The sequence below is a fragment of the Streptomyces sp. NPDC030165 genome, from assembly GCF_055573595.1.
Genome location: NZ_JBVIBD010000003.1, coordinates 120474 through 132908, shown reverse-complemented (window position 1 = coordinate 132908; position 12435 = coordinate 120474). Strand labels below are relative to the sequence as shown.

Genomic DNA, 12435 nt, shown 5'->3' with positions numbered 1-12435 from the left:
GCGGCCCGGCCGGGGCCCGCGGCACGGCGCTCCGGGCACATCCGCCCCGTACGCACGAGGACCCGCCCGGTGCGACGGGGGATGCACACCGGGCGGGCCTCACGACCTTTCTACCGCATGAAGGAACGGTTATGCCTCAAAAACTTGTTCGTCCCGCGATTACCAGGCGACGGGGAGCGAGATCAAGCCACGTGCGCGCAGCGTCCTGCGGTGGCGCAGCGCGGCCCGCGGAACGTCCAGCCGCACCCCGGGAAAACGGCTGATGAGAGCGGCCAGCGCGGTCTCCGTCTCCATCCGGCCCAGGGCCGCGCCGAGACAGTGGTGGATGCCGTGCCCGAACATGAGGTGCCCCCTTGCGTCCCGGCCCGGATCCAGTACGTCGGCACCGGGGAAGCGGTGCGGGTCGCGGTTGGCGGAGGCAAGGCAGAGCAGCACGGTCTCGCCCGCCGGCACCCGTACGCCACCGATTTCCACGTCCTCGACGGGGAACCGGCGGATGGCCAGCGCGACCGGTCCGTCATAGCGCGCGAACTCCTCCACGGCCGTCGCCAGTTCGGCTGGATCCGCACGCAACGCCGTGAGGCGTTCGGGGTGGTCCAGCAGGGCGAGTACGGAATTGCCGATGAGGTGGACGGTGTTCTCGTAACCGGCGAAGAGCAGGAGGAAGGCCAGCGAGGTCAGCTCGTCCTCGGTGAGCCGGTCCCCGTCGGCGTCCGGGCCCGCGCCGCCGTCCGTACCGCCGTCCCTGGCCATGATCAGGTCGGACAGCAGGTCGTCCCCGGGCGCGGTCCGCTTGGCCGCGATCAGGCCCGTGTAATAGCGCATCATCGCCCCGACGGCCTCCTTCGCCTGCTCCGGCCGGGCCGGGTCGGGTGTCATCAGCGCGTCCGTCCAGCTCCGGAAGTCCGGGCGGTCCCGCTCCGGTACGCCCAGCAGATCGCAGATGACGACGATGGGCAGCGGACCGGCGTAACTCGCCATCAGATCGGCCCGGCCCGCGTCCTCCACCGCGTCCAGCAAGCTGTCCGCCAGCCGCCGTACGGGCTCCCGCAGCTTCTCGACCCGGCCGGGCGTGAACGCCTTGGCCACCAGCCGGCGCACCCGCGTGTGGTCCGGCGGGTCCATGTTGAGCAGATTGGCGTCCAGCGCGGGCGGCAGCGAGAAGCCGCGGTAACCGTTTCGCGCATGGCGTCTGTCGAGCGAGAGCCGTGGATCGGACAGGCCGCGGCGCACGTCCTCGTACCGTGTCACCAGCCACGCGGGCTGTCCGTCGGGGCCGGCGACGCGGTGTACGGGCCCGGCGTCCCGCAGCGCGGCGTAACCGGCGTACGGGTCGTCCAGGAGGTGCGTCACGTCGATGAGGTCGTCGGGGCCGGTCTCGGCGGTGTTCTGCATGGTGCACGACTCTAGGTGTGTTGTCCCGGGACGTTGGTGACAGGCGACGCGGGCGGTGGCTGCCGGACGGCGGGGCGGGCGGCGGCCGTTGTGCCGTTCCGCTCAGTGCCGCTGCGCGGCGCTGCGCTGCCGCAGTTCGGTGAGCACCGTGTCGGTCAGCGGCGAGTGGTAGACGTCCGCGACCCGCGCCAAGTGCTCGAACTCCGCCGTCAGTTCGGCGACACGGCTGGGGCGGGAGCCGCAGGCCCGGCCGTCCGGCACGTACTCACGGCCGCCCTCCGCCCACCGTGGCGCACGCTCTGCCGGCCGCTCATCGGCCATCACCACCACACTGTCGGCACCGAGGACGGGTACGAGCCCGATGGCCCGGTTCTCCAGCCCGCGGCGCAGCGCGGCGGCCTCCGCGACGGCCGCCAGCTGCCGTTCGTCCGCCACGACCGCGCGCCCGCGCTCCCGCGCGATGTCGATGGTGTCCGACTCCACGTACCGCCGGATGCCGCGCTGCACGTCCCGGATCTCCGCCATCTGCCGGTCGGCGCGCCACTGGAGGCCGGTGAGCTGCCACCGGCCGGCCCGGGCCGGCCGCCGCTCGGCCACCTCGGGGGCCAGCGCCGCGACGTCCTTCCACAGCGGGTGCAGGCGGCGCAGGCGGCGCCAGGCGCACGCCCGGGTGCCCGCGGCCGGCAGCGTGAGCCCGGCCAGCACCAGGACCGCGGCGACCGACGCGCTCAGCGGCGCCACCCCGTTGGAGAGCCACGGCGCCTCACGCCCGGCCCAGGACAGCACGAAGCCGGCCAGCTTGCAGGCGCAGTACACCAGGCCGAGCCAGCAGCCCGCGGCGAGCACCCGCAGACCGCGGGCGAGCCAGGACGGACCGACCTGGTGGGCGTAGCGCGGGCAGAGGGTGCCCAGGCCCGCGAGGCTCGTGCCGAAAATGGCCAGATACAGCACCAGGAACGTCATCACTCCCGGTGAGCCGGCGTACGCCGTACTGAAGTCGCGCGGGTGCTCCACACCGTCCGGCCGCCCGACGACGAAGCAGGTGACCGCGACCGCCCAGGCGACGGCCACGGCGGCCACGGCCGTACGGGACCGCGACCGGGCCCGCGCCCGGCCTTCGGCTCCCGTACCGCTGTTCCAGCGCAGCAGCAGGACGAACGCGCCGGCCGCGAAGACCACGACCGAGGAGTACAGGAAGACCATCGACAGGTTCGGCACGCCGGTCAGCCGGTCGAACGACACATAGACGCTGGGGGCGGAGAAGACGAACACCGTCGCCACACCCGCGCTCATCACACACGTCAGCCCCAGATCCGTGTTGCCGCGGTCGCGGAGCCAGGCCCGCGTCTTGAAGGCGACGACGGCCCACGCCACCCCGCCGAAACACAGGTACAGCACGTCAAACACCCGATCCCCCGTCCGTGTCAGCTGTGCCGGCGCCGCGCACGGCGCCGTCCTTCCTGCCGGCGTCCTGCGCGCGGCCCGTGCCGCCCCGTTCGGCACGCCGGTGCCGCAGTGCGGGCGCCAGGGCGGCTGCGAGATCAGCGGCCCGTCCTGTCAGCTCCGGTCCGCTGTCGACCGCCGACGGCACCACCCGCTCCATGAGCAGCGCGCCCAGCACCTCCGCCTCCCGCGAGGCGGCCCCGTACCGCCCAGGCGTGTCGCTCCCGGGCGCACCGGCCGTCCCGTGGTCCAGCAGCAGACGGCCGAGTTCGTGCAGCACGATGTGGGTCTGGTGCCAGGGAGTGGTGCGGAGTTCGCAGAAGATCCAGTACCCGTCGGCGGTACCGGCCGTCAGGCCGGAGGCCGTACCGCCCAGCGGCATCGGCACGACCCGTACGGGACACCCCAGGCGCGCCGCGACGGCGCGGCACACGTCCGCCAGGTCCGCCGGGACGGGCAGGTCCAGTTCCCTGACCAGCCGCTCACACCGATATCGTGCGCGCCGGGCCCGCGCGCCCGCGCGCAACCGCCCCCACCGCCTCACGCGCACGCTCCGCGCCCCGTTCCCGGTCCGCGCGCCCCCCATCAGCATCCGCCCCCCGAGCTCCCCCGGATCCCGGCCGCCCGCGCCCCGCACGCAGTTGTCACCGCCGAAACCGCAGCCCGCATCCTGTCACGCGGGCGATATCGCGCACCAGTGCACTTACGGACAGTGAAAAACGGGGAAACCGCGGCCCACCACTGAGGATTCCCGCCATCCCAGCCGAGGAACCGCCGCCGGACGTCGGCCGGTTGGGCTTGTGCCCGCGGCCGGCCGGTGGCGGGCCGCGGCCGGGTGTCGGCAGCCGTCAGTCGGCGCCGCGCCGAAACGCCGCGAAGGCCGCCCCGCATCCCTGCGAGAACGGCCTACGACCTGCGAAAACGCTGGTCGGGACGACAGGATTTGAACCTGCGACCCCTTGACCCCCAGTCAAGTGCGCTACCAAGCTGCGCCACGTCCCGATGCCCGTCCGGTCCGGGTTTTTCCCCGGCTGGCCGCGCAGGAAGAACAATACCGCATGTCAGGGGGTGTCCACCGCCAGGTTTCGGTGACGGGTACCGGCCGGCCGCCGCGGTCCGGCCCGCGCCGGCGCGCGCGGTGGATGAGTACGCGTACTCATGCGCCTCCAGGCGGAGGGGCAGGACCCTACGCGCATGACCACTCCATCGATACAGCGGCCGACGACCACCGCCTTCTTCGTGCAGTCCGCAATCTCGTTCGGGCTCTCCCTGGTCGCCCTGATGGTCGGGATCCTCAAGCTGCCCGTGGGCGCCTGGGAGCGCGGCTTCCTCGGGCTCGGTCTGGTCTTCGTGGTCTCGTCGGCGTTCACGCTGGCCAAGTGTGTACGGGACCGGCAGGAGGTCGAGGAGGTCACCAACCGGGTGGACAAGGCCAGGATCGACAAGCTCCTGATCGAGCAGGACGTCTTCAAGCCCGGTCAGGTCTGACGGCCGGCGTCGGGCGTCCGGACGCCGACCGTTTCGGGGCGGTCGCCCAGCAGGTACCGGGCGCCCGCCCCGCGCGCCGCCGCGGCGTCGTCCGGGTTGTAGAGGCCGCACTTGCGCAGGCTCAGGCATCCGCAGCCGATGCAGCTGGACAACTGGCCGCGCAGTTTCCGGAGTTCGGCGATCTGCTGGTCGATGCGGCGGGTCCAGGTGCGGGCGACCTTGTTCCACTGGGCGGCGTTGGGCGCGCGGTCGCGTGGCAGCTCGGCCAGGGCCGCGCCGGTCTCCTCCAGGGAGAGGCCGACCGCCTGGGCCGCCCTGATGAAGGCGATGCGGCGCAGGGTGGCGCGGGGGAAGCGGCGCTGTCCGCCGCCGGTGCGTTCGGAGTGGATCAGGCCCAGTTCCTCGTAGTAGCGCAGTGCGGAGGCGGCCAGTCCGCTGCGCCCGGCGAGCTCGCCGATCGGAAGCCGGTCATGGGGTGAGGTCATGCCCGTCAGACTAGCGCTTGACTTCAAGTGAGCTTGAAGTTGCACGCTCTCTTCCATGACGAACACGACCACGAACGACCCCACTGTCCGCGACGCGGACTTCGCCGAACTCCCGCGCCTGATGAGCCTGATGACCGGCGACGAGAAGCACGGCCCGGCCGCCACCTCCACCCTCGACGCCCTGTGGGTGCTCTACGACCGGGTACTGCGGGTCTCCCCCGCCACCGCCCAGGACCCGGTCAGGGACCGGTTCCTGCTGTCCAAGGGCCACGGCCCGATGGCCTACTACGCGGTGCTCGCCGCCAAGGGCTTCTTCCCCACCGCGTGGCTGCCGGGCTTCGGCTCGTACGACTCGCCGCTCGGCCACCACCCGGACCGGGTGCTGGTGCCGGGCGCCGAGATCGGCAGCGGTTCGCTGGGGCACGGACTGCCACTGGCCGTGGGCACGGCGCTGGGACTGCGGGCCCAGGACCGTACCGACCCGGCGGTGTGGGTCCTGATCGGCGACGCCGAGCTGGACGAGGGCAGCAACCACGAGGCCATCGCGTACGCGGGCGCCGCGGGCCTGTCCCGGCTGCACACGCTGGTCGTCGACAACTCCTCGTCGAGCCACGGCTGGCGCGGCGGGATCGCCTCCCGGTTCGAGGCCGCCGGCTGGTCCGCGGTGACCGTGGACGGGCGCGACCACGAGGCGCTGTACGCGGCGTTCACCGCACCCCATCCGGACCGGCCGCACGTGGTCGTCGCCCGGGTCGAGCCCAAGGAGTACTCGGGCGAGCCGAAGCCTGAGGCGGAGACAGAGACCGAGACCAAGGGCGAAGCCGAGGCGGCCTGAGGCGCGCCGTCCGGCCTCGTATCCATACCCGTACCCGTATCTGCACCCGCACCGACTTCCCTAAGGATCTCTCTGATGGACACCATGCGCGAACGTTTCGCCTCCGTCACCACCCAGCTGCTCGACGAGGACCCGCGGCTGGCGGTCGTCCTCGCCGACATCGGCCTGGACGGCTTCCGGTCCGCCCAGGAACGCCACCCCCGGAGGGTGGTGAACGTCGGGATCAGAGAGCAGCTGCTGGTCGGGGTGGGCGGCGGCCTCGCCCTGGCCGGGATGCGGCCCGTCGTGCACACCTTCGCCAGCTTCCTGGTGGAGCGCCCCTTCGAGCAGGTGAAGCTGGACTTCGGGCACCAGGACGTGGGCGGGGTGCTGGTGAGCGCGGCGGGCTCGTACGACTGGCCGGCCGGCGGCTTCACCCACATGGCGCCGGGCGACATCGCCCTGCTCGACAGCCTGGACGGCTGGACCATGCACGTCCCCGGCCACCCGGACGAGGCCGAGGCGCTGCTGCGGCACGCCGCAGCAGCCGGTGACGACAAGGTGTACGTACGGCTGTCCGTGCAGAGCAACGCGGCGCCGCGGCCGGTCGACGGGGCCCGTTTCCTGACGGTGCGCGAGGGGCGCGGGGGTGTCGTGCTGGCGGTCGGGCCGATGCTGGACAACGTCCTGGCGGCGACCGAGGGCCTGGACGTGACCGTGCTGTACGCGACGACCGTCCGGCCCTTCGACGCCGCGGCGCTGCGTACCGCGGTGGCCGGGTCGACGGCGGCGGACGTGGTGATCGTCGAGCCGTACCACGAGGGCACTTCGACCCGGCACGCGAACGACGCGCTGGCGCACGTGCCGCACCGCGTGCTCGGCCTCGGCGTCGGGCGCCGGGAACTGCGCCGCTACGGGCAGCTCGACGAGCACCTGGCGGGTCAGGGCCTGGACGTGCGGTCGCTGCGCGAGCGGATCACCGGATTCCTGGCCCGGTGACGCCGGGCCTTCCGTCGCCCGGGGACCGCACGCGCGCGTCCAGCGACGCGGCCAGGTCGCGCAGGCCCAGGTGGCGGACGTCCTCCAGGAGTTCGGTGGCCTGCGACCGGCCCGGCGCCGAGGACGCTCACCTGCTGCCTGCTGTCACAACGGCCCGCCGTCGGCACACCTCCGCCGACGGCGGGCCGTACCCGTGCAGGGATTCCCACCAGGGCACGGCTTCGCGCCTCTGGCCTTGCCGCTCCCCGGCCGCAGGCCGCAGCACGCGGCCCTGCCGACCGGCTCCCAACCAGCTTGTGTGTACCGTCTGTTGAGTTATAGGGGACGTGAACTCCGGGCCAGGCAGGGCGAGGTAATAATTTATCGCGAAACATCCTCTTTGGTCTGGGCCAATCGTTCAACATCGGTACGGTTCCCCCGGATGCGGCGGCCATGGCATGATCACGCAGATCCGTTCCGCGAGACATCGCAACCGTCCTGTTGTCGTGAGGCGCTGCCCACGGAGCCGACTCCGTCGTGGCGCACCCCACCCCACGTCCCCTAGGGCCCACTTTGCGCAAGATCACCAAGCAGGCGCTCATACCTGCTTTGACCACCATCTCTTTGCTGGCCGCGGGCTGTTCGACGGCCGGCGCCAGCCGTACCGGCGGTACCTCCGAGGCCGCCGGTACCGGTGGCGGAGGCGGGGAAGCCACCGCCCCGGCTGCCGAGCCGGCCGCCGCCGCCGACAACGCTGACGGCAGCACCACCGGCTACGGGCAGCGGCTGCCGGTCGCCGCAGCCCCGGCGCCGTCCGCTCCTGCCGGTGCCACCGCCGTGGCGCGCCCGTCCCGCGACGGGCACACGACGCACAAGTCCTCGCTACGGATCGCCTCGTACGACCGGCAGAGCGGGCGCGCGGTCATCGCCGGCCCGGCGAACTCGCCGAAGAAGCCCCCGGCCACCCCGGCACCCTCCAGCCCCACACCCTCCGCCCCCGCGCCTTCCTCCCCCACGCCTTCCTCCTCCGCACCCTCCTCCGGTTCCGCGAGGCCCGGGAAGACCGCCGGGCCCGCCGCTCCCGGGAAGAATGCGGCCGTGTCCGTCGGTGACGTCATCGCGAGCGCGCCCGCCCCTGGCGCCCCCAGCGGCGTACTGGCCAAGGTCACCAAGGTGCTGGGCACGACGCGCCGAGGCACGGAGGTCAACACCGCCCCGGCCACGCTCGACGCGCTGCTGGGCAAGGACGAGGCAGCCGGGAAGGTGCCCGTCGATCCAGCAGGCATCTCGGTCGAGCCGCTGGTCAAGGGCGTGAAGGTGTCCTGGGCGAAGAACGGCGAGCGCCGGTTCGGCCCCCATGGCGCCACGCTGCCTCTGGGCAGTCTGCGCCTCGACGTCGGCGCGTCGGTCGCCACCGCCGAGGACGCCCCGGCCAGTGCCGCCGCCTCGGTCTCCGGCTTCGTCCAGCTCTCCCCGAAGGTGGAGTTCGGCTACCACGGCAACCGTACGCACGCGGGCTCCGCCACTGCCGGCACCGGCACGGCTCCCGGCGGTGCGTTCATCGGACTGTCCGGTGACTGGTCCTCCCAGTGGCAGTTCAAGGGCCAGGCCGCCGCGTCGACCGGGAAGGACAAGCCGCTGCGGATGCCGTTCGCCACGCTGCACGCGGACCCGGTCATCCAGGTCGGCCCGGTACCCGTCGTCGTCAACCTCGACCTCACCTGCTACCTCTCGGTGGAGGCCGACGGCAGGATCGGTGTCGACGTCAAGCAGGACCTCAAGGGCGGTTTCCGTGTCGGCGGCAGCTACACCTGGGCCAAGGGCTGGAAGCCGGTCAGCGAATCCGGCCTGACCTCCACCCCGGTACAGGCCGGTGTGACGGCAGCGGGCCGGGCCAAGGCCGCACTCGGCGCCGAGGCGAGCGTCGGCCTGTACGGCATGGCCGGTGTGAGCGCCGACATCGCTCCGTACCTGCGCGGCGAAGGCAGTGCCGCGGTCACCGGCTCCTCCGACGGAAAGGGCTCCGCCACGGCCGACTGGAAGGTCTTCGGAGGGCTGGACCTGTCGGGCTCGCTCCAGACCCAGCTGACGGTCTTCGGCACCCCGCTCTTCCAGAAGCGCATTCCCCTGGGCACCCTGCACCGGGAGTGGAAGCTCGCCGCCGGCCGCCTCTCGTCCGCCGCCCGGCAGCCGCACGCCGGCTGACACGCGGCTCGGCACACTGCCGCCGTACCGCCTTGCCGTGCCACCCCGGCGGTACGGCAAGGCGCGCGGCCCCCTCGACGATGGCGCGCCACCCGTCGTCGCCGACGGCATCCGGGCCCAGGCGTCACCTTCGCGTCGTTCGCCCGGAGGGCGGGGCGGGGCGCCCGCCGCGGAACTGCGGCCCCACTCCCTCCCCGGAACCCGCGGGATGCCAAGAGACTCGCCTCGCGGGGTGTTGACCTCGGGCCATCGGTGCGTGACACGATCAGTCGGCTCGCCGCAGGCACCGACCACGCAACCTTCCATGGCTGGAGGACCGTTGGACACCACGGACAGATCTGAGGACGCTTCCCGGACCGCGCGCCTTCCGCGGCCCTTCTCCCGGCGCACGTTCCTGCAGGGCACGGCCTCCGCCGCGGCCGTCACCGGACTGGCCGGGCTGCCGGGCCCGCTCGCCGCCACCGCCCGCGCCGCCGAAGCCGCCCGTCTGCCGGCCCTTTCGTTCACCGCCGCCACGAACGGCGCCGCCACCCTCTCCCCCGCCGGCGACCGGCTGGTCGCCGAGATCCAGAACGTCCTGTGGTCCGTGCCGCGCGGGGGCGGGGCGGCGCACGCGCTCACCCCGCCGGACCTGGAACCCACCCGGCCCGTCTTCTCCCCCGACGGCAGCCGCCTCGCCGTCTGCGCCTACCGCGGCGGCGGCTTCCACCTGTGGACGCTGCGCCCCGACGGCTCGGAACTGCGGCAGCTGACCGACGGGCCGTGGGACGACCGCGGCCCGGCCTGGTCGCCGGACGGCACCCGGATCGCCTTCGCGTCCGAGCGGGGCGGTGATCCGGTGGCGGGCAGCCCGTACCGGATCTGGGTGCTGGACGTACGGACGCGGAAGCTGACCCGCGTCACCGGGCGCCCCGGGCAGGTGGGCCCCCACCAGGACGGCGCGTGGGAGGATTTCGACCCCGCCTGGTCGCCGGACGGCGAACGGCTGTGGTTCGTGCGCGGCTCGGTGTCCGGCACCGCCCTGGACAGCCGCACCGTCGCGTCCGTACGGGCCGACGGCGGCGGCGAGGTCGTCACCGAGCACACGGCCGCCGCCGGCACCCAGGTCATGGTCCCGGCCCTGGCACCCGCCGCGAAGGACGGCGCCCCCCGGCTCGCCTATCTGCGCACCACCGAGCGCCCCGGCGCCACCTGCGCCCTCGTCGTGGACGGCGCGGAGGTCCCGGTGGACGGTGACGTGGAGCCCGTACCGCCGCGCTGGATCTCGCGCGAGGAGCTGCTGCTGACCGTCGGCGGACAGTTCACGGTGCTGCGGCCCGCAGCGCCGGACACCGCGGAAACCATTCCCTTCACCGCCGGCCTGCCGCTCCGCCGGCCGCGCTACCAGGTCAAGGACTACGGTTTCGAGCGCACGGGCGTCCGGCCGGTACGCGGCGTGCACCTGCCCGCGCTCTCCCCCGACGGGCGCCACGTCGCCTTCGCCGCCCTCGACTCGCTGTGGCTGGTGTCCGCTTCGGGCGGCCGTCCGCGGCGGCTCGTCCGGGCGGGCGCCACCCGGTACGTCCTCGGGCCGAGCTGGGCCCGCGACGGCCGCTCCCTGGTGTACGCCGACGACCGGGACGGGCTGTTCGCGGTCCGCCGGCACGACCTGGCGACCGGTGAGGAGACGGTGCTGGCGAGCGGGGGCCGGGTACAGCCCGCGCTGTCGCCGGACGGCAGGCGGCTCGCCGCGATCGACATGTCCGGAAATCTCATCGTACGGAATCTGGCCGACGGCGAGGAGACGGTGACCGCCCCGCTCGGCGGCGGCGGGGTACCGGGCCGCCCCAGCTGGTCCCCGGACGGCCGCTACGTGGCCTTCTGCGACCGCAACCGCCTCAACCGCCGCTTCCGCGAGGGCTACAACCTCATCCGGGTCCTCGACACCCGCACCGGCAAGGACCGGCTGCACGCCCCGGACCCCGGACACACCCTGCGCTCGATCGCCGACCGCTACGACTCCGGGCCCGTCTGGTCACCGGACGGCCGGTGGATGGCGCTGATCGCCGAATCCGCGCTGTGGGTGGTGCCCGTACGCCCGGACGGCAGCCCCGACGGCGCCCCGCGCCGGCTGACCGACGAGAGCGCCGACCACCCGTCCTGGTCCGGCGACTCCCGCACCCTGCTGTACCTGTCCGCCGGCCGGCTGCGGCTGACCGGCGTGGACGGCGGCCCCGCCCGTACGGTCAAGGTGTCCCTGGACCACCGCGGTTCGCGCGCCCGGGACACGGTCGTGCACGCGGGCCGGTTCTGGGACGGCACCGGCGAGGAGGTGCGCGAGGACGTCGACGTGGTGGTGCGCAACGGCCGGATCACCGGCATCGAGCCGCACGGCCGGGCCGCCGGCCGCCGCGCCGCCCGCCGCGTCGACGCCTCCGCGCGCACCGTGATCCCCGGCCTGTGGGACTCGCACACCCACCCCTGGCAGACGACGTACGGCGGCCGGCAGACCGCGCTCCAGCTCGCCTACGGCATCACCACCGCCGTCTCCTTCGGCGGCTTCTCCTACGAACAGGCCCGCATCCGGGAGTCCGTCGCCGCCGGCACGCTCGCCGGACCCCGGCTGCTCGCCTGCGGCGAACTGCTGGACGGCAGCCGTGTCGCGTACAGCATGGGCCGCGCCCATGCCACGCGGGAGGGCCTGCGGCGGTCGCTGGAGCGGGGCGCCGCGCTCGACTGGGACTTCGTCAAGACGTACGTACGGGCCCCCGGCTGGATCATGGAGGAGGCCGCGCGCTTCGCGCACCAGCGGCTGGGAGTGCGGTCCGGAAGCCACCTGCTGTCCCCCGGCGTGCAGCTCGGCCAGGACCTGACGACCCACCTACAGGCCACGCAGCGTCTGGAGTTCGGGCACGCCGTCACCGCCACCGGCCATGCCTACCAGGACGTGGAGGAGATCTACACCGGCACGGACTTCCACCTCATCGCCACCCCCTTCACCGCCTCCGTGCTGCTCGGGGAGGACCCCGGCCTCGCCGACGACGAACGGGTCACGACCCTCATGCCGCCCTGGGACGCCGCACTGGCACGGGAGAACGCGGGCCACCGCCCCACCCCGGAGCAGCTGGGCGACATCGAGACCGAGGTGGGCGTCTACCGGCGGGTGCTGCGCGGCGGCGGCCTGGTCGCCCTGGGCACGGACCAGCCGCTGACGCCGGTCGGCCTGCACCTGCACCTGGCGCTGCGCGCCCTGCACCGCTACGGGCTCACCGCGGCGCAGGCGCTGCGTACCGCCACCGCCCTGCCCGCCCGCGTCTTCGGCGCGGACCGGGACCTCGGCACGCTGGAGGAGGACAAGCTGGCCGACCTGGTGATCGTGGACGGCGACCCGTTCACCGACTTCGACTCGCTGGTCCGCACGGCGGCGGTGCTGCGGGGCGGGCGGCTGTACGAGCAGGAGGACCTGGTGGCGTCCTTCCCCGCGCCGGACGGCAGCGCGGTCCGGGCCGGGGCGGGCGCGGTGAACTGGCTGGAGGTGGGACGGCAGCACCGGCGCGACTCCTGCTGCGGGACGGCCGGCTGAGGGCCTGGGGCGCACGCGAAAGGGCGCGCAGAGGGGCGCGCGGGGCGGGGCGGCGGCACGGGGCG

At 73.7% G+C, this 12435-nt stretch carries 9 protein-coding genes and 1 tRNA gene; 5 read left to right on the top strand and 5 right to left on the bottom strand.

The genetic code is table 11. From position 1 onward, the window contains the following. Nucleotides 1-159 precede the first annotated feature (159 nt). The 4 genes from ACZ4Z1_RS07015 to ACZ4Z1_RS07000 all read right to left on the bottom strand — a co-directional run bounded on the left by ACZ4Z1_RS07015 (nucleotide 160) and on the right by ACZ4Z1_RS07000 (nucleotide 3840). On the bottom strand, nucleotides 160-1395 hold the full coding sequence (locus tag ACZ4Z1_RS07015) for a cytochrome P450 family protein (RefSeq protein ID WP_468485543.1): 1236 nt from the start codon (nucleotides 1393-1395) through the stop codon (nucleotides 160-162). Between the two features lie 102 nt (nucleotides 1396-1497). Continuing rightward, complete coding sequence (locus ACZ4Z1_RS07010) at nucleotides 1498-2802, bottom strand: MAB_1171c family putative transporter (RefSeq protein ID WP_468485542.1); 1305 nt, start codon at nucleotides 2800-2802, stop codon at nucleotides 1498-1500. Beyond that, a complete protein-coding gene (locus ACZ4Z1_RS07005) occupies nucleotides 2795-3382 on the bottom strand; it encodes a hypothetical protein (RefSeq protein WP_468485541.1) in 588 nt (195 codons plus the stop codon). The genes ACZ4Z1_RS07010 and ACZ4Z1_RS07005 overlap by 8 nt, the downstream gene beginning before the upstream one ends. 381 nt (nucleotides 3383-3763) lie before the next feature. Continuing rightward, nucleotides 3764-3840 (bottom strand) — tRNA-Pro (locus ACZ4Z1_RS07000). A 192-nt stretch (nucleotides 3841-4032) separates the two neighbouring features. Here ACZ4Z1_RS07000 and ACZ4Z1_RS06995 point away from each other — a divergent pair. Continuing rightward, nucleotides 4033-4326, top strand: coding sequence for a YiaA/YiaB family inner membrane protein (locus ACZ4Z1_RS06995; protein ID WP_468485540.1), 294 nt, complete (start codon nucleotides 4033-4035; stop codon nucleotides 4324-4326). Here ACZ4Z1_RS06995 and soxR read toward each other — a convergent pair. Further along, nucleotides 4317-4811: a redox-sensitive transcriptional activator SoxR gene (gene soxR / locus ACZ4Z1_RS06990; protein ID WP_468485539.1), complete on the bottom strand. Its 495-nt coding sequence runs from the start codon at nucleotides 4809-4811 to the stop codon at nucleotides 4317-4319. The two genes, ACZ4Z1_RS06995 and soxR, sit on opposite strands and share 10 nt — an antisense overlap. Before the next feature lie 55 nt (nucleotides 4812-4866). Here soxR and ACZ4Z1_RS06985 point away from each other — a divergent pair, with 55 nt between their 5' ends. The 4 genes from ACZ4Z1_RS06985 to ACZ4Z1_RS06970 all read left to right on the top strand — a co-directional run bounded on the left by ACZ4Z1_RS06985 (nucleotide 4867) and on the right by ACZ4Z1_RS06970 (nucleotide 12370). After that, nucleotides 4867-5646, top strand: a complete 780-nt coding sequence (locus tag ACZ4Z1_RS06985) for a transketolase (protein WP_468485538.1) — start codon at nucleotides 4867-4869, stop codon at nucleotides 5644-5646. A 75-nt stretch (nucleotides 5647-5721) separates the two neighbouring features. Beyond that, nucleotides 5722-6624 (top strand): transketolase family protein, encoded by a 903-nt coding sequence (locus ACZ4Z1_RS06980; protein WP_468485537.1) that lies wholly within the window; start codon nucleotides 5722-5724, stop codon nucleotides 6622-6624. A gap of 552 nt (nucleotides 6625-7176) precedes the next feature. Continuing rightward, entirely contained in the window at nucleotides 7177-8808 is a 1632-nt protein-coding gene (locus ACZ4Z1_RS06975) for a hypothetical protein (protein WP_468485536.1), read from the top strand. A 319-nt stretch (nucleotides 8809-9127) separates the two neighbouring features. Then, nucleotides 9128-12370 carry an amidohydrolase family protein gene (locus ACZ4Z1_RS06970; protein ID WP_468485535.1) on the top strand — a complete coding sequence of 1081 codons (3243 nt, stop codon included), beginning with the start codon at nucleotides 9128-9130 and terminating at the stop codon, nucleotides 12368-12370. The last annotated feature ends 65 nt before the right edge of the window (nucleotides 12371-12435 follow it).

Coding starts and splice junctions, on each gene's coding strand:
- ACZ4Z1_RS06985 (WP_468485538.1), top strand. CDS start 4,867: ATGACGAACACGACCACGAACGACCCCACTGTCCGCGACGCGGACTTC.
- soxR (WP_468485539.1), bottom strand. CDS start 4,811: ATGACCTCACCCCATGACCGGCTTCCGATCGGCGAGCTCGCCGGGCGC.
- ACZ4Z1_RS06980 (WP_468485537.1), top strand. CDS start 5,722: ATGGACACCATGCGCGAACGTTTCGCCTCCGTCACCACCCAGCTGCTC.
- ACZ4Z1_RS06995 (WP_468485540.1), top strand. CDS start 4,033: ATGACCACTCCATCGATACAGCGGCCGACGACCACCGCCTTCTTCGTG.
- ACZ4Z1_RS07015 (WP_468485543.1), bottom strand. CDS start 1,395: ATGCAGAACACCGCCGAGACCGGCCCCGACGACCTCATCGACGTGACG.